At 72.3% G+C, this 15,610-nt stretch carries 17 protein-coding genes; 7 read left to right on the forward strand and 10 right to left on the reverse strand.

Features of this window, described 5'->3' with window-relative positions; genetic code table 11:
* Nucleotides 1–15: 15 nt before the first annotated feature.
* The gene (locus tag KOI47_RS18330) at nucleotides 16–264 is read left to right on the forward strand and encodes a hypothetical protein (RefSeq protein ID WP_216204850.1); all 249 of its coding nucleotides are present in this window, start codon (nucleotides 16–18) and stop codon (nucleotides 262–264) included.
* Here KOI47_RS18330 and KOI47_RS18335 read toward each other — a convergent pair.
* Nucleotides 222–2,186 (reverse strand): vWA domain-containing protein, encoded by a 1,965-nt coding sequence (locus tag KOI47_RS18335; RefSeq protein ID WP_216204852.1) that lies wholly within the window; start codon nucleotides 2,184–2,186, stop codon nucleotides 222–224. The genes KOI47_RS18330 and KOI47_RS18335 overlap by 43 nt on opposite strands.
* Nucleotides 2,183–3,583, reverse strand: a complete 1,401-nt coding sequence (locus tag KOI47_RS18340) for an ATP-binding protein (RefSeq protein WP_232376094.1) — start codon at nucleotides 3,581–3,583, stop codon at nucleotides 2,183–2,185. Before KOI47_RS18340 ends, KOI47_RS18335 begins: the two co-directional genes overlap by 4 nt.
* Nucleotides 3,584–3,679: 96 nt before the next feature.
* Here KOI47_RS18340 and KOI47_RS18345 point away from each other — a divergent pair, with 96 nt between their 5' ends.
* Nucleotides 3,680–4,477 (forward strand): hypothetical protein, encoded by a 798-nt coding sequence (locus KOI47_RS18345; protein WP_216217381.1) that lies wholly within the window; start codon nucleotides 3,680–3,682, stop codon nucleotides 4,475–4,477.
* 89 nt (nucleotides 4,478–4,566) lie between these two features.
* Here KOI47_RS18345 and KOI47_RS18350 read toward each other — a convergent pair whose 3' ends face one another.
* The gene (locus tag KOI47_RS18350; RefSeq protein ID WP_216217382.1) at nucleotides 4,567–5,607 is read right to left on the reverse strand and encodes a ferrochelatase; all 1,041 of its coding nucleotides are present in this window, start codon (nucleotides 5,605–5,607) and stop codon (nucleotides 4,567–4,569) included.
* Nucleotides 5,608–5,703: 96 nt separating this feature from the next.
* On the opposite strand from KOI47_RS18350, the gene KOI47_RS18355 reads away from it, so the two are divergent.
* The 3 genes from KOI47_RS18355 (at nucleotide 5,704) to KOI47_RS18365 (ending at nucleotide 7,972) form a co-directional block, all read left to right on the forward strand.
* Nucleotides 5,704–6,282 carry a TetR/AcrR family transcriptional regulator gene (locus tag KOI47_RS18355; protein WP_216204858.1) on the forward strand — a complete coding sequence of 193 codons (579 nt, stop codon included), beginning with the start codon at nucleotides 5,704–5,706 and terminating at the stop codon, nucleotides 6,280–6,282.
* A gap of 91 nt (nucleotides 6,283–6,373) precedes the next feature.
* On the forward strand, nucleotides 6,374–7,543 hold the full coding sequence (locus KOI47_RS18360; RefSeq protein ID WP_216204860.1) for a Cmx/CmrA family chloramphenicol efflux MFS transporter: 1,170 nt from the start codon (nucleotides 6,374–6,376) through the stop codon (nucleotides 7,541–7,543).
* A gap of 15 nt (nucleotides 7,544–7,558) precedes the next feature.
* The gene (locus KOI47_RS18365; protein WP_216204863.1) at nucleotides 7,559–7,972 is read left to right on the forward strand and encodes a nuclear transport factor 2 family protein; all 414 of its coding nucleotides are present in this window, start codon (nucleotides 7,559–7,561) and stop codon (nucleotides 7,970–7,972) included.
* Between the two features lie 9 nt (nucleotides 7,973–7,981).
* On the opposite strand, the gene fabI is transcribed toward KOI47_RS18365, so the two are convergent.
* The gene (fabI, locus tag KOI47_RS18370; protein ID WP_216204865.1) at nucleotides 7,982–8,749 is read right to left on the reverse strand and encodes an enoyl-ACP reductase FabI; all 768 of its coding nucleotides are present in this window, start codon (nucleotides 8,747–8,749) and stop codon (nucleotides 7,982–7,984) included.
* A 53-nt stretch (nucleotides 8,750–8,802) separates the two neighbouring features.
* Complete coding sequence (gene fabG / locus KOI47_RS18375; RefSeq protein WP_216204867.1) at nucleotides 8,803–9,507, reverse strand: beta-ketoacyl-ACP reductase; 705 nt, start codon at nucleotides 9,505–9,507, stop codon at nucleotides 8,803–8,805.
* A gap of 147 nt (nucleotides 9,508–9,654) precedes the next feature.
* On the opposite strand from fabG, the gene KOI47_RS18380 reads away from it, so the two are divergent.
* Both KOI47_RS18380 and KOI47_RS18385 read left to right on the forward strand, forming a co-directional pair.
* Nucleotides 9,655–10,056 (forward strand): acyl-CoA thioesterase, encoded by a 402-nt coding sequence (locus KOI47_RS18380; RefSeq protein WP_216217383.1) that lies wholly within the window; start codon nucleotides 9,655–9,657, stop codon nucleotides 10,054–10,056.
* Between the two features lie 7 nt (nucleotides 10,057–10,063).
* Nucleotides 10,064–10,537: a tRNA (cytidine(34)-2'-O)-methyltransferase gene (locus KOI47_RS18385; protein WP_216204871.1), complete on the forward strand. Its 474-nt coding sequence runs from the start codon at nucleotides 10,064–10,066 to the stop codon at nucleotides 10,535–10,537.
* Here KOI47_RS18385 and KOI47_RS18390 read toward each other — a convergent pair whose 3' ends face one another.
* From KOI47_RS18390 to KOI47_RS18410, 5 genes are all read right to left on the reverse strand, one after another.
* Nucleotides 10,538–11,521 (reverse strand): VWA domain-containing protein, encoded by a 984-nt coding sequence (locus tag KOI47_RS18390; RefSeq protein ID WP_216204875.1) that lies wholly within the window; start codon nucleotides 11,519–11,521, stop codon nucleotides 10,538–10,540.
* A complete protein-coding gene (locus tag KOI47_RS18395; RefSeq protein WP_216204878.1) occupies nucleotides 11,518–12,468 on the reverse strand; it encodes a DUF58 domain-containing protein in 951 nt (316 codons plus the stop codon). Before KOI47_RS18395 ends, KOI47_RS18390 begins: the two co-directional genes overlap by 4 nt.
* A 9-nt stretch (nucleotides 12,469–12,477) precedes the next feature.
* Nucleotides 12,478–13,539, reverse strand: a complete 1,062-nt coding sequence (locus KOI47_RS18400) for an AAA family ATPase (RefSeq protein ID WP_216204880.1) — start codon at nucleotides 13,537–13,539, stop codon at nucleotides 12,478–12,480.
* A 120-nt stretch (nucleotides 13,540–13,659) separates the two neighbouring features.
* The gene (gene mobA, locus KOI47_RS18405; RefSeq protein WP_216204883.1) at nucleotides 13,660–14,241 is read right to left on the reverse strand and encodes a molybdenum cofactor guanylyltransferase; all 582 of its coding nucleotides are present in this window, start codon (nucleotides 14,239–14,241) and stop codon (nucleotides 13,660–13,662) included.
* Between the two features lie 5 nt (nucleotides 14,242–14,246).
* Nucleotides 14,247–15,536: an NlpC/P60 family protein gene (locus KOI47_RS18410; RefSeq protein ID WP_216217384.1), complete on the reverse strand. Its 1,290-nt coding sequence runs from the start codon at nucleotides 15,534–15,536 to the stop codon at nucleotides 14,247–14,249.
* Between the last annotated feature and the right edge of the window lie 74 nt (nucleotides 15,537–15,610).

Genomic DNA, 15,610 nt, shown 5'->3' on the forward strand with positions numbered 1-15,610 from the left:
GGCGGGAGGCCACGGGTGGAGGCGGAACACGAGGTGATCGTTTCGGTCACCGAGGAGGGCGTGGCCCGCCTCGACCAGGTGGTGACGGAGCTGCGCGCGACGGGACTGACGGTGCGTGAGGTGCTGGCACCGCTGGGCATGGTGACCGGCATGATCCGGGCCGGTGCCGTGGCCGCGTTACTGGACGTACCGGGCGTGCTGGATGTCGAGCACGCCCGGTCCTACCAGCTCCCGCCGGAGAACGGGCCACGCGAGCGCAGGTAGTCGCCGACCACCGCGGCGCCGAGCCCATCCAGGTCCGGCGCCACCACCCTGCCGCCCGCGCGGCGGGCCAGCAGCTCGACGAACTCGGTCAGCCGCGGGTCCTCGCCGAGCCGGAACACCGTCAGTGCCGCACCCAACTTGGCCAGACGGTCCACTTCGGACAGAGTCTTGGCCAGGGTGCGCGGCGCGGGCGGATAGTCGAACACCGCGGTACCGTCGGACTCCAGATGCGCGGTGGGCTCGCCGTCGGTCACCAGCAGCACGACCGGCTGCGCGTCCGGATGCCTGCGCAGGTGCCTGGCCGCCAGCAGCAGCGCGTGCTGCGCGTTCGTGCCCTGCTCCCAGGTGCCCTCCATACCGACCAGTTCGGCCAGCTCCACCGGCGCCGCGTACCTGCCGAAGGTGATCAGCTCCAGCGCGTCGTTGCGGAACCGGGTGGCGATGAGCTGCCGCAGGGCCAGCGCGGTCCGCTTCATCGGCAGCCACCTGCCCTCCTGCACCATCGACCAGGAGGTGTCCACGCACAGCGCGACCGCGGCGCGGGCTCTGTGCTCGGTCTCGGCCACCTCCACATCCGCGACATCCAGCCGCACCGCGCCACCGCTGCCGCCGGAGGCCGTGCGCAGCACCGCGTTGCGCACGGTACGCGGCACGTCCCAGGGCTGGGTGTCCCCGAACCGCCATGGCCTGCTGGACCCGCTGGGCTCCCCCGCCGCGCCGGCCGAGGAGGTGTCCCGTTCCCCGGTGCGCCCGCGCAGCGAGCGGACCACGTCCTTCAGCGCGGTCTCCGCCAGCCTGCGCAGTGCCTTCGGGGACAGCCGCAGCGAGCCGTCCTGCGCCCGCTCGAACATGCCCTGCGCGCGCAGCTCGCGCTCCAGCTGGGCGAGCCGCTGGGCGTCCACACCGGACTCCTCGCCCAGCTGCCTGCGCAGCGCCTCGATGTCGATGTCCTCCAGCCTGGCGCCCGGATAGGACTGGGACAGCTGCTCGGCGAGCGCGTCCAGTTCGGCGAGGTCGGCCATGGCCTGCGCACCCTCGCCGAGGCCGAGCGGGTCCTCCCCGCGGAACCGGCCCGCCGAGGTCCAGTCCTCCCCTGGGCGCAGCCCGCGCAGCTGTTCGTCCAATCTGGACAGTTGCTGCGCCAGCCTGGGGTCACCGAAGGCCTGCTGGGACAGCTCGGCCAGCTCCGCGCGCTGCTCGGGGGTCATCGAGTTCAGCATCCGCTGCGCCGCCGCGGCGCGGGCGGCCAGCACGTCGATCAGCTCGTCGATACTGGATGGGTTCTCCGGGAAGAACTCGCCGTGCCGCCGCATGAACTCGGCAAAGCGCTCCTCGATGTCGGCGAAGCCCCGCGCGTGCGCGGACAGCAGGGCGTTCAGGTCGGCCAGCATCGCCTGGACCCGCTCGACGTCCTGCCCGGTGGTCCCGGCCAGTGCCTCCTTCATACCCTGAAACCGGGAGTCCAGCAGTTCCCTGCCGAGCAGTTGCCGGATGCGCTGGTAGTCCTCGGCCGCCTGCGGCGAGGTCCACTCGTACTCGCCGAGTTCGGCAACCGCGGCGGCGGTGCCGGTGGGCAGCAGGTCCAGTTGTGCCTCCCGGAACCGGGCTTCCTCCCCCGGATCGGCTGCCAGCGCCTCCCGTTCGGACCGCAGCGCGTCCGCCAGCAGCCGCTGCACCTCCCGCAGGGTGCCGTCCAGCCGGTGCCTGCGCTGGATCTCCGCGCGCCGCTGCCACAGCCGCCGGGTCAGCTCGTCCAGACCAGGGGTGCTCGCGGTGCCCCGGCGCAGCAGCTCCTCCAGCGCGGATCGGGGCGAGGCACCCGCCATGACGTCCTGGCCGATCTCGTCCAGCGCATCACGCAGGTCGGCGGGTGGCGCGAGCGGGTCAGGACCCTCGTGCCACGGCCCGTAGGAGTAGGTCATGGCCCGTACACCGTGGTGTTGTCGTCGGCGTCCTTGGCCAGCCTGCGGGCGAGGTAGAGCGACTCGAGGGCCAGCTCCACCGCGGCGGCGATCCGGCCGGGCGGCTCGGTCGAGCCGACCCCGGCGCGCTGGGCGACCTCGTGCAGCACCGGCAGCTCGGGCAGGGCCGCCAGCACCTCCTTGCCGGGCACCCGGTCCCCGGTGGCCACCAGATGGCCGTCGGCGACGGCGTGGCTGAGCGGCTCCAGGTCGAGCCCGGCGAAGCGCTCCCGCGCGGTCTCCGCCACCGCCCGGCGCAGCAGGTGCACCAGGTGCTCGGTCTCCCTGCCCTCCTCCCCCGGCTCGAACTCCAGCTTTCCGCGCAGCACCACCGGAACCGCGTCCAGGTCCACCGGCCGGGCCACCGCGGGCTCCTCACCGGTCAGCGCGGAACGGCGCAGCGCCGCGGCCGCGACCGTCTCGGCTGCGGCCACGGCGAACCGGGCCGAGACCCCGGAACGCTGGTCGATCACGTTCGACTCGCGCAGGTTGCGCACGAACCGGGCCAGCACCTCCAGCAACGGGTCGCCGACCTCGGCGACCAGCTCGGCCTCCTGCCGCACCACGCCAACCTCGGCGGGGACGTCCAGCGGGTAGTGCGTGCGGATCTCCGCGCCGAACCGGTCCTTGAGCGGGGTGATGATCCGCCCGCGGTTGGTGTAGTCCTCGGGGTTGGCGGTGGCCACCAGCAGTACGTCCAGCGGTAGCCGCAGGGTGTAGCCGCGGACCTGGATATCGCGCTCCTCCATCACGTTCAGCAACGCGACCTGGATCCGCTCGGCGAGGTCGGGCAGCTCGTTGATCGCCACGATGCCCCGGTGTGCCCGAGGCACGAGTCCGAAGTGGATGGTCTCGGGGTCGCCGAGGCTACGTCCCTCGGCCACCTTCACCGGGTCCACATCGCCGATCAGGTCGCCCACCGAGGTGTCCGGGGTGGCCAGCTTCTCGGTGTAGCGCAGGCTGCGGTGCAGCCAGCTCACCGGAAGCTCGTCGCCGAGCTCGGTGGCCCGGCGCTGGGCGGCGGGTGTGATCGGGCGCAGCGGGTGCTCGGCAAGCTCGGAGCCCTCGATCATCGGGGTCCACTCGTCCAGCAGCCCGGCCAGGGTGCGTAGCAGGCGGGTCTTGCCCTGGCCGCGTTCGCCGAGCAGCACCACGTCGTGCGCGGCGAGCAGGGCCCGCTCGAGCTGGGGCAGCACCGTGCCGGAGAAGCCGAGGATGCCGGGCCACGGGTCGCGGCCCGCCCGCAGCGCGGCGAGCAGATTGTCGTGGATCTCGGTCTTGACACCGCGCGGCCGGTAGCCCTCGGCGCGCAGTTGTCCCACGGTGCGGGGCAGATGTGCGGGTGCGGGGACGTTCACCACGCCGACGCTACTCATCGCCGTCGCGCCCGTCGATGTGGAGCTGCTCCAGCGGTGGGTGCGTCCCGGGCGCAGGAACCCGTAGTGTGGGTCGCTGTGTGCTGTCCCAGTGCGACTTTCGCGGTGTGGTGCGCGGCATGGCTGCACGGTGCCGCGGCATCCGACGACGCCCTCGACGCGCTACAGGCGTGGGGTGAGGCGCATGAGGTCGTCGCCGCCGATCCCGGCACGGCCGAGGCGTTCGCCATCCCGTTGACCGGCTCGGTGCCTGCCCAGCCCGCTGCCCTGCTGACCGCGCTGCGCAGGCTGAAGGCGCAGGACGCGCGGCTGGTCCTTCCCGTTCCCGGTGACGTGCGCGGCCTCGGTGGCGGCGGCCCGCTCGCCGAGGCCGCCCTGCGCACCGGCGAGGCCGCCACATTCCCCGGGATCGGCTATGGCGTGGTGCCGCAGCCGATCGCCGAGGGCCTGCTGCGGTGGACCGTGTATCCGCTGGCCGTGCCGGTGCCCGCCGAGTCCGTCGGCCTCGGGGAGGCCGAGAACGCGCTCACCGACGCGGTACGCACCAGCGCGGGTGCCCTGCAGGAGATGGAGGTGGCCAGGGAACGGCCGGGGGTGCGGGACGAGCTGTCCGCGCGCCTGCGATCCGCGCCCCGGCCGGACTGGCCGCGCGGGACCCCGGGGCGGGCGCTGCGGGTGCTGCAGCGTGCCGACGAGGTGGGCGCGATCCTGGCGCTGGCGCTGACCGACGAACCCGGCAGCGCCGTCTCGGCCTCCGCGGCGGACCGGCGCGCCGAGGCGCTACGGCCGCTGTCCGACGCGGTCCGCACCGCCCGCGTCGCCGCCGTGGCCGAGGCCGTCCGGGTGCTCACCGACTACGCCGACCGGCACCCCTGACCTCCCGTCTTTGCTGTGAGTTGCCCGTTCGCTGCGAAAACTGCAGGAAAAGGGCCACTCACAGCGGAGGGGTATAGGGCGTTATACGGCTAGCGCGGGCGGGTGGGCTGCTCGCAGCAGCGGGGCGCGCAGGGGGCGCCGTCCACCGTGCAGCCGGCCATCGGGAACCCGGAGAGCTTGCGCACCGGGACGCCCGCGAGGTGTTCCCGGACCAGCTCGACCACCAGCTCGGCGAACCGGCGGTCGGAGTTGGGCGTGGCCGCCCTGGCGAAGCCCATGCCGAGTTCGGCCGCCCGTTCGGCCGCCTCGTTGTCCAGGTCCCAGATCACCTCGAGGTGATCGGAGACGAACCCCACCGGGCACACCACCACCGACCCCACACCCTCGGCGTGCAGCGCGTCGATGTGGTCCACGATGTCCGGCTCCAGCCAGGGCACCTGCGGGGGCCCGGACCGGGACTGCCACACCAGGTCGTGACGCTCCAGCCCGGCCTCCGCGGCCACCAGCCGGGCGGCCTCGGCGACCTGCCGGGAGTAACGCCGCCCGCCCTCCTCGGGCGGACCCGCGGCCCGATCCGCGCTCTCCGGCACCGAATGCGCCACGAACACCGTCCGGGTGCCGCCCGGATGCCCCAGTTCGGCGTGCGCCGCCCGCACCGCATCGGCGAAGGAACCGATGAACAGCGGGTGATCGAAGAACTGCCGCAACTTGGTCAGCCGCGGCGCCTCCGCCCCGACCGCGGCCCGTGCCCTGGCGATGTCCTCGTCGTACTGGCGGCACGCGGAGTAGCCGCCGTAGGCACTGGTCGGGAACACCAGCGCGGAACGCACCCCGTCCGAGGTCATCCGCGCCAGGGTGTCCTCCACCATCGGATGCCAGTTCCGGTTGCCGAAGTACACCGGCAGATCGATCCCCTGCGCGGCAAGTTCCTTCTCCACCGCGCTGATCGCGTCCCGGTTCAGCTGGTTGATCGGCGAGACGCCGCCGAAGTGGTGATAGTGCTCGGCCACCTCGGCCAGCCGCTCCGGCGGCACTCCCCTGCCCCTGGTCACGTTCTCCAGGAACGGCAGCACGTCCGCAGGCCCCTCCGGACCGCCGAAGGACAGCCAGAGCAATGCCTGATAGCCCATGTCACCCACGGCAACCATCTTCCGGCATGACCGTGCCCACCACGATCCGGGGCCGCTTTTTGTACTGACTGATCCAATACCTGTTAGGGTGGGCCCATGGCACGGCCACGCGAGTTCGACGAGCAGCACGCAGTCGAGCGAGCCATGCACGCGTTCTGGGACTCCGGATACGAGGGCACCTCGACCGAACAGCTGTGCGCGGCCACCGGGCTCGGCCGCAGCAGCATCTACAACACCTTCACCAGCAAGCACGCCCTGTTCCGCCGCTCGCTGCGGCACTACTCGCAAACGGCACACCAGCGCCAGCTGGAACTGATCGAGGGAGCGGGGACCGTGCGGGCCAAGGTGCGGACACTGCTCACCCGGCTGATCGAGGAGGAACTGGAGCATGGCCGACGCGGCTGCCTCGCGGTGAACACCGTGGTGGAACTCGGCGGCAGGGACGCCGAGATCAGCACCGATCTGCGCCGCGACTTCGACCAGCTGATCGAGGCCTGGCGCGCGGCGATCCAGCGGGCCCAGCGCGAGGGCGAGATCGACCGGAAGGCCGACCCGCTGGCACTGGCCCAGTTCATCCACTCCACCGTCGGCGGGCTGCGGCTGATGGCGCGCAGCGGAGCCGACCGGGCCGCGCTGGAGAACGTGCTGGAGGTCGCCCTCACCACCCTCCGCTGAGCCGGCTCGGCAACCAGGTCGTGATCCGGACCCTGGCTCACCCTGTCCTAATTTTGCACTGAACGTTCCATAACTCAGCAGAGGAGCACGCGTGCCACTCGCCGTCTACGTGCTGGGGCTGAGCATCTTCGCGCTCGGCACCTCCGAGTTCATGATCGCCGGCCTGCTGCCGGACATCGCCGCCGATCTCGCGGTCAGCATCCCGGACGCGGGCCTGCTCATCTCCGCCTTCGCGGTCGGGATGCTGGTCGGCGCGCCGCTGCTCGCGGCGGCCACCCTGCGGCTGCCGCGCAAGCTCACCCTGCTCGGCATGCTCACGATCTTCGCCGTCAGCCACCTGGCCGGCGCGCTGGCCAGCTCCTACGGCCTGCTGTTCGCCTCCCGGATCGTGGCCGCCCTGGCCTGCGCCGGGTTCTGGGCGGTCGCCGCGGTGACCACGATCAGCCTGGTGCCCGGTAACCGGCGCGGGCCGGCCCTTGCCGTGCTCGCGGGCGGGCTGACCGTGGCGAACGTGCTCGGCGTTCCCGCGGGCACGTTCCTCGGCCAGCACGCAGGCTGGCGGGCTGCCTTCCTGGCGGTGGCCCTGCTGGCGGCGCTGGCGCTGGCCGGGGTGCTGCTGCTGGTCCCGGCGACCAGGGCGAGCGGGGCCGAGCGGCCGCGCCTTTCCGCCGAGCTGCGGGTGTACACCCGGCCGCGGCTGTGGCTGGCGCTGGGCATCACCGTGTTCACCACCGCGATGATCACCGGCACCTTCAGCTACCTCTCCCCGCTGCTGACCGAGCTGAGCGGGCTGCCATCCGGATGGGTCCCCGGGGCGCTCGGCCTGTTCGGGCTGGGGGCCCTGCTGGGCATCACCCTCGGCGGACGGGTCGCCGACGCTCATCCACTGCGCACCCTGGCCTGCGGTGTCGCCGGGGCGATCGGGGTGCTGGCGGTACTGGCGCTGGCGGGCTCGGTCACCCCGGTCGCGGTCGCCGGGGTCTTCCTGCTCGGCTTCGCCGGGTTCCTCACCAACCCGGCGCTGAACACCCGGGTGTTCGCCCTGGCAGAGGGCGCGCCCACGCTGGCGGGCGCCACCAACGTGTCGGCCTTCAACACCGGCATCGTGGCCGCGCCCTGGCTGGCCGGCCTCGCCCTGGACGCCGGCCTCGGCTACCGGAGCGTCCCCTTGGTGAGCATCGCGCTCGGCGTGCTCGCCCTCACCGGCATCGCGCTGGCCACCGCACTGCACCGCCGCCCCGCCAGACAACTGACACCATAGGAGAAGGGAAAAACCATGTCGGAACGCACCCAGACGGAGCAGACCAGGGCGCTGGTCGCCGCGTTCTTCCAGGAGATGGCGGCGACGAGCGGCGACCCCGTGGCCTACCTCGCCGACACCGTGCACTGGGACATCCCCGGTGCCACCGGGATCGTGCCCTGGATCGGGCGGCGCAGCGGCAAGGCCGAGGCGGCCGAGTTCTTCGCCCGCTTCGGGGACTACCTCGAACCCGACCGTTTCGAGGTGCACCGGATCGTCGCCGACGGGCCGCATGCCGTGGCCATCGGCGAGCTACGCAGCCGGGTACGGGCGACCGGGCGGGTCATCGAGTCCCCGTTCGCCTTCGACCTCACCGTGCACGACGGGCTGATCACCCGGTACGTGATGTTCGAGGACAGCTGGCGGGTGGCCGAGGCCACCCGCCCGTAGGAACGGCGGTCACATTCCGACGGCGTGCACGCCACCGTCGACGAACACCATCGAGCCGGTGGTGGCGGGCAGCCAGTCGGAAAGCAGGGCACACACGGACTTCGCCACCGGGGTGGAGTCCGTGGTGTCCCAGCCCAGCGGCGCCCGGTCACCCCAGCTGTTCTCCAGCTGTTCGAACCCGGGGATGGACTTCGCGGCCATGGTCTTCACCGGCCCGGCGGAGATCACGTTCACCCGGACCCCGTGCGCACCCAGTTCCCGCGCGAGGTAGCGGTTCACCGACTCCAGCGCGGCCTTGGACACACCCATCCAGTTGTACGCGGGCCAGGCCACCCTGGCGTCGAAGTCCAGGCCGACGATCGAGGCCCCGCGCCCCAGCAGCGGCAGCACCGCCGTGGTGAGCGCCTTGAAGGAGTACGCCGAGACCTGCACCGCGGTGCTCACGTCCTCCCACGGCGCGTCCAGGAACGGCGCGCCGAGGCAGGACTGCGGCGCGAACGCGATCGCGTGCAGCACCCCGTCCAGGCCGTCCACATGCTCGCGCACCCGTTCGGCGAGGGTGTCCAGGTGCTCCTGGTTCTGCACGTCCAGCTCCACCACCGGAGCGGGCTGCGGCAGCCGCTTGGCGATGCGCTCCACCAGCGACATCCGCCCGAAACCGGTGAGCACCACCGTCGCGCCCTGCTCCTGCGCGACCTTGGCGGCGTTGAACGCCATCGACGTCTCCGTGATCACGCCCGTGATCAGCAGTTTCTTGCCTTCGAGCAGACCGGACACCTGTCCTCCGTTTCGGAAGTTCGGGAAGAGTGCTGGTTGGGGTGGAACCTGGTTCAGTGACCCATGCCGAGCCCGCCATCGACCGGCAGCACGGCACCGTTGACGTAGCCTGCCTCGTCCGAGGCCAGGTAGCGCACCGCGGCGGCGATCTCCTCCGGCTCCGCGTACCGGTCGGCCGGAATCCTGGCCAGCGCGTCCCGCTTCTGGTCCTCGGTCAGCACGTCGGTCATGTCCGTCCGCACGAAGCCAGGGGTGACCACGTTCGCGGTGATGTTGCGCGAGCCAAGCTCCCTGGCCAATGAGCGGGCCAGCCCGATCAGGCCGGCCTTGCTCGCCGCGTAGTTCACCTGCCCCGCCGAGCCGGTCAGCGCCACCACCGAGGAGATGAACACGAACCGGCCCCACTTGGCCCGCAGCATGCCGCGCGAGGCCCGCTTGGCCACCCGGTAGGCCCCGGCCAGGTTGGCGTCCACCACGGAGGTGAACTGGTCCTCGCTCATCCGCATCAGCAGCGTGTCGTCGGTGATCCCGGCATTGGACACCAGCACCTCGACCGGCCCCTGCTCCGCCTCGACCTGCTTGAAGGCCGCATCGATCTGCTCGCTGTCGGTGACGTCGGCCTGCACGCCGAGCAGGCCCTCCGGCGCGCCCGACCCGCGATGGGTCACCGCCACCCGGTGCCCCTGACCGGCGAGGTCACGGGCGATCGCCAGACCGATACCCCGGTTCCCGCCGGTGACCAGTACCGACCGTCCCACGTTTCGAGCTCCCCTCGTCTTCAGCACTGCGGACGCGCTGAGGTTATCTGCTCGGTCCGGGGCAGCTCGCCGCGGGCCGAGCGGGTGATCTACGGTCGCCGGGTGAGCAGCGAGCAGGGTGAGCGGGCGCCGGAGCCGGTGGTGCGGATGCCGCTGCGGGTGCGCTACCACGAGTGCGACCCGCAGGGCATCGTGTTCAACGCCAACTACCTGTCCTATCTGGACATGGCGTCCCTCGAGTTCTGCAAGGCGGCCTTCGGTTCCTACGCCGCGCTGACCGCCGCCGGGGTGGACATGGTGGTCGCAGAGTCGAACCTGCGCTACCGCGCGGCCAGCCGGTTCGACGAGGAACTGGTCGTGGCCGTGCGGGTGGAACACATCGGCAACACCTCGTTCACCCTCGGCTTCGAGATCCACCGCGGCGAGGCGCTGGTGCTCACCGCGAGTAACCGCTACGTCTGGGTGAGCACCACCGGCCTCGAACCCACCCGGCCCCCGGCCGCGATCAGGGACAGGCTGGCCGCGCATCTCCCGGCGGACGGCGGGTGAACGGCCGGTGTTCCGCATCGTGTTCTTCCAGCCGGAGATCCCGCCGAACACCGGAAACGCCATCCGGCTGGCCGCCAACACCGGCTGCGAGCTGCACCTGGTCGAGCCGCTCGGGTTCTCCCTCAGCGCCAGTCACCTGCGCCGCGCCGGGCTGGACTATCACGACCTCGCCGAGGTCCGGGTGCATCCGGACCTGACCGCGGCCTGGCGGGCCCTGCTGCCCGCCACCGTGTACGCCTTCACCACCGGGGCTCGGCGCCGCTACACCGAGGTGGCCTACGCGCCGGGGGACGTGCTGCTGTTCGGCCCCGAGTCGGTGGGCCTGCCGGGCGAGGTGCAGCATGCGGCCGAGGTGACCGACCGGCTGTGCCTGCCGATGCTGCCCACCTCGCGCTCGCTCAACCTGGCCAACTCCGCCGCGATCGCGGTGTACGAGGCGTGGCGCCAGCACGACTTCCCCGGGGTCGGCCGCTCGCGGTGATCACGGCAGCCGCTGGCCGAGGAACAGGGAGCTGCCCGCGGCGCCGATCAGCACGATGGTCGCCAGCACCACCCACGGCCTGCTGGCGTCGGCCTCCTTGAGCTCGTACCCGATCTGCTCACCGAGACTGGCGTACACCTGTTTCAGCTCCGCGGCCGTGGCTGCCTTGTAGAAGTCGCCGCCGGAGAGCCGGGCGATCTCCCGCATGGAGGAGTCGTCCACCGGGACCGGCTGCGGGTCGCCCTCGATGGTCACCACCCCGTGCGAGGTGCCGAAGGAGATCGTGGAGACCGGCACGCCGGCCTGCTTGGCCCGCTGCGCCGCGGTGTAGGCGCCGCGTGGGTCGTAGGGGTCGTCCGTGGGCACGGTCTGTTTGCCGTCGGTCATCAGCACGATCCGGGCCGGCGGTGGCCCCTCGGCCCCGCCGACCACCGCGGAGAACCCCTCGATGGACTGCAGGGCGGCGAAGATGCCCTCCCCGGTCGCGGTGGACTGCGCCAGTTTCAGGTTGTCGATGGACTTGAGCACGCCTGCCCGCTCGGTGGTGGGAGCCACCAGCACGGTGGCGGTACCCGCGAAGGAGATCAGCCCAAGGTTGACCCCGGGGGTGAGTCCCTCGGCGAAGGTCTTGGCCGCGTCCTGAGCCGCGTCCAGCCTGGTGGGCGCCACATCGGTGGCCTCCATGGACAGCGACACGTCGATCACCAGCATCACCGTGGCGCGGTTACGCGGCACCTTCTGCTCCGCGGTCGGACCCGCGAGCGCGAAGGTGAGCAGGATCAGCGACACGATCAGCAGCGCGGCAGGCACATGGCGGCTCCAGCCCTGGCTGCGCGGCGCGACCCGTTCCAGCAGCTCGAGGTTGGTGAACCGCATCGTGCGCTTACGGCGGGCCCGCTGCACCAGCACGTAGCCCACCACCACCGCCGCCACGAGCAACAGCAGCAGGAACCACCACGGCGAACTGAAACCGGTCAGGCTCACGACATCCCCCCGGACCAGCCGCGCTTGCGGGCCACCACGAAGCGGACCGTGTCGGCGATCCAGTCCGAGTCGGTACGCAGCACCAGATGTCCCGCGCCCGCCTGGCGCACCGCGCTCGCGACCCGCTGGCGGTGCGCGTGCGCGGCGGCCGCGAACTCCTTGCGCAGCAACGCCGAGGCGTGCACCTCACGCTGGCGCCCGGTCTCCGGGTCGGCGAGCACCACGGTGCCGACCTCGGGCAGGTCGATATCCCGCGGGTCCAGCACCTCGACGCACACCAGGTCGTGCCGGGCCGAGAGCGCGCGCAGCGGCCGCTGCCACTCCAGGTCCCCGAGGAAGTCCGAGATCACCACCGCCAGGCCCCGGCGCCGCGGGGGCCGCCGCAGCTGCTCGATCGCGGCCGCGAGGTCGCCCCGGTCGCCCTCGGCCGCCCGTGGTATCTCGGCCACCCTGCGCACCAGGCTCCTGGCGTGCGCGAGGCCGCCGCGGGCGGGGTACCGCCTGGTCTCGCTGCCGGTGGAGACCAGCGCGCCGAGCCGGTTCCCGCCGCCACCGGTCAGGTAGGCGATCGCGGCGATGGCGCAGACCACCAGGTCGCGCTTCTCGCACGTGGCGGTGCCGAAGTCCAGGCTGGCGGACAGATCGGCGACCACCCAGGTCTCCAGCTCCCGGTCGGCCACCGTCTCCCGGATATGCGGAACCGTGGTCCGCGCGGTGACCGCCCAGTCCATCCTGCGCACGTCGTCACCGGGCTGGTACGGCCGCGCCTCCCCCGGTTCCGAGCCCGGTCCGGGCACCAGCCCGAGGTGGTTGCCCTGCAGCAGCCCGTCCAGCCTGCGGCGCACCTCCAGCTCCAGGGTGCGCAGCCCCGCCTCCAGCCGCTCGCCGCGCAGCACCGGCGGCGCCCAGTCCGGCCGGCCTTCCGTCGTCCGTTCGGTGGCACTCATCGAAGGCCGTTACCTGCCCGGCACACCCGCCGCGACCGGCTGGCCGCCCTGCGGCCGGGCGGACACCTGCGGCAACGGCACGGTCTGCAGCACCCTGGTGATGATGTGGTCCAGCGGGACCCCGTCGGCCAGCGCGTCATAGGACAGCACCAGCCGGTGCCGCAGCACGTCCGGCACCACGTCCACCACGTCCTGCGGCAGCACGTAGTCCCGCCCGCGGATCAGCGCCAGCGCCCTGGCGGCGGCGATGATCCCCAGGCTGGCACGGGGCGAGGCACCGTAGGAGACCCAGTTCGCCACGTCGGTCAGCCCGTGCTCCTGCGGGGTACGGGTGGTCAGCACCAGCCGCACCACGTAGTCGACCAGCGCATGGTGCACGAACACCTGCGAGGCGACCTCCTGCAGCCGGGTCAGCTCCGCCGGGCTGAGCACCTCGTGCGGCTCCGGTGGGGTGACCCCCATCCGGTAGACGATCTCGCGTTCCTCCTCGGCCGAGGGGTACTCCACGATGATCTTGAAAAGGAACCGGTCCCGCTGTGCCTCCGGCAGCGGGTACACGCCCTCGTTCTCGATCGGGTTCTGGGTGGCCAGCACCAGGAAGGGGTCCGGCATCGGGAAGGTCTCGCCACCGATGGAGACGTGCCGCTCGGCCATCACCTCGAGCATGGCCGACTGCACCTTGGCAGGCGCGCGGTTGATCTCGTCGGCGAGCACGAAGTTCGCCACCACCGGGCCCAGCTCCACATCGAACTTCTCGCTGGCCTGCCGGTACAGCCGGGTGCCGAGGATGTCCGCTGGCACCAGGTCCGGGGTGAACTGCACCCGGGAGAAGGTGCCGCCGACCACCCGCGCGAAGGTCTCCACCGCCAGCGTCTTCGCCACCCCTGGTACGCCCTCCAGCAGCAGGTGGCCCTTGGCCAGCAGGCCGACCAGCATCCGCTCCACGAGCCGGTCCTGTCCGACGATGATCCGCTTCACCTCGAACACGGTGCGCTCGAGCAGCTGGGCGTCGCGCGCTGGGGTTCCGGGTTGTCCTTCGGCCGCGCCGTCGGAGTAGCCGGGCTCGGTCACGGTGCCTCCTACCTGATGATCACGTCTGCCGTGCGACCGTACTCGTCAGCCGGGCACGGTCGTGCACAACCCACGCTGCGTACAGCCAACCGAATGCCCAGTGTGACGGCTGTGAAAGTGTCAGTACCCAGCGCCCCCGCGCCGGGCGCGGTCGAGATCGGCGGGGGTGTCCACATCGCCGCACTCCCCCTGCCGGGCCCGGACCTCCGCGATGGACAGCCCGCCGAGGGTCGCCCGCAGCGAGGCGCCTGCCGGATCGGCAGGCAGCACCGCCCGCAGCGACCCGGTCCGCCAGGCACCGATCAGCCATTGCCGGTACCCGTCCCCGTCCACCAGCACGGCGCCCTCCGGCCGGTCCGGACCAGCCAGCGCGCCGCGCAGTCTCTCCACAGTGGACACCGAGACGCCGGTGAGATCGGCGGCCAGCACCACGGTCACCTCCACCGCGGGCAGCGCAGCCAGGCCCGCGGCGAGCGCGGCGACCGGCCCGGACCCTGCGGGCCGCTCCCGGACCCAGGTCAGCGCGGGCAGTTCGGGCAGCCCGGTGCGTTCCGGGCCCACCACCACGACCTCCCTGGCTCCCGCCAGCGCGCCAAGGGCCGTGGCCAGTAGCGGCGTGCCGCCGATCGGCAGCATGGGTTTGTCCACACCGGACAGCCGGCGGGCACCGCCGCCGGCGAGCACGATGCCGGCGAAGGCCACGGCCGTCAGCCGATCAGGCGGGTGGCATAGGGCATGATCCCACCGTAGCGGACCGGGGAGATCCGCACCCGCGCCCCGGAGTGCGGTGCCTCGATCATCTGCCCGTTGCCGAGATAGAGCGCGACGTGGTGGATCCGGCCGCGGCCCCAGAACAGCATGTCGCCCCGGCGCATCTGGGACAGTGGCACCTTGCGGCCGGAGTGGTACTGGTAGCCGCTGTAGTGCGGCAGCCGCTTCACCCCGGCGAAGGCGTAGATCATCAGGCCGGAGCAGTCGAAGCCGATCTTCATGTAGTCGCCGTGCGCGTCGGCCACGCCGCCGTCCCGGATGCCCCTGGTCGGGCCGCTGGCGTTGCCGCCGCCCCAGGCGTAGATCACGCCGAGCTGGGACATCGCCCTGGCGACCACGGACTCCACGGTCGCGCCGGCGGGGGCCGATGGGCGTTGCGCCGGCGCCCTGCTGCCCCCGGCGGAAGACGAGGACGAGGCCATCGCCGCCTGCCGGGCGCGTTCGGCTTCCTCGGCCCGTTTCTGCCGCAGCCACTGGTTGTAGCGCTGCCGCTGCCCCTCGAGGCCCTCCACCCTGGACTGGGCCGCGTACAGCCGTTGCTCGACCCGGCTCTTCTCGGCCTCGAGGCTGCTCGCCCGCGCGGACTGCGCCTGCCGGGCCTGCACCGCGGCCTGCCTGGCGGCCTCGGCGGCGGCCCGCGCCTGCTCGGCTTCGGCCTCCTTCTGCCGTGCGACCTCGAGTGCCTTGCGCGCCGCGGCGTCCTTGTTGGCCTGCTCGGTGCGGGCCCGGCGCATGCGTTCCAGCGCGTCCAGGTTGCTCCCGCTCACCGCGTCCAGCAGCTGCGACCGGGCCAGCAGGTCCTGCGGGCTGTCCGAGCCGAGATAGGCGGAGATGGAGCCGATCATGCTGCCCTGCTGGTAGCTGCCTGCCACGAACCGGTCCAGCTGGGTGCGGGTCTTCTCCACGGTGGCGGCAGCCGAGTCGGAGGCCGCGCGCGCGGCCCGCGCGTTGCGTTCCGCCGTGCTGGCCGCCTCCTCGGCCGCCTGGAGGTCGACCAGCGCCTTGTTGGCCTCCTCCATCTTGATCTCGACCTCGGCCCGCAGCTCGTCCAGCCTGCTCTCGGCCTGGGCCAGCTCGTTGGTCAGCTCACCCACCTTGGCGGCCTTGGACCGGGCGGCCTGGCGGCCGACCTTCAGCTCGGAATCGCTCGGGTTCGGGGGTGGTGGCGGCACGGCCGCGGCGGTACCGCCGCCGAGCAGGGCGGCCAGCACCAGCGCGATGATCATGCTCGCGCCGCGGAGCCGCCCCGCGGCGCGGCGTGGCTCATGGTGCCCGTCCGGCACGGCCTCCACCTCCTACA

The sequence above is a fragment of the Amycolatopsis aidingensis genome, assembly GCF_018885265.1.
Classification (GTDB): Bacteria; Actinomycetota; Actinomycetes; order Mycobacteriales; family Pseudonocardiaceae; genus Amycolatopsis; species Amycolatopsis aidingensis.

Excerpts from the sequence above, each read along its gene's own strand:
- KOI47_RS18335 (WP_216204852.1), bottom strand. The coding sequence starts at position 2,186 with ATGACCTACTCCTACGGGCCGTGGCACGAGGGTCCTGACCCGCTCGCG.
- KOI47_RS18350 (WP_216217382.1), bottom strand. The coding sequence starts at position 5,607 with ATGGGCTATCAGGCATTGCTCTGGCTGTCCTTCGGCGGTCCGGAGGGG.
- KOI47_RS18355 (WP_216204858.1), top strand. The coding sequence starts at position 5,704 with ATGGCACGGCCACGCGAGTTCGACGAGCAGCACGCAGTCGAGCGAGCC.
- KOI47_RS18365 (WP_216204863.1), top strand. The coding sequence starts at position 7,559 with ATGTCGGAACGCACCCAGACGGAGCAGACCAGGGCGCTGGTCGCCGCG.
- KOI47_RS18380 (WP_216217383.1), top strand. The coding sequence starts at position 9,655 with ATGCCGCTGCGGGTGCGCTACCACGAGTGCGACCCGCAGGGCATCGTG.
- KOI47_RS18395 (WP_216204878.1), bottom strand. The coding sequence starts at position 12,468 with ATGAGTGCCACCGAACGGACGACGGAAGGCCGGCCGGACTGGGCGCCG.
- KOI47_RS18410 (WP_216217384.1), bottom strand. The coding sequence starts at position 15,536 with ATGATCATCGCGCTGGTGCTGGCCGCCCTGCTCGGCGGCGGTACCGCC.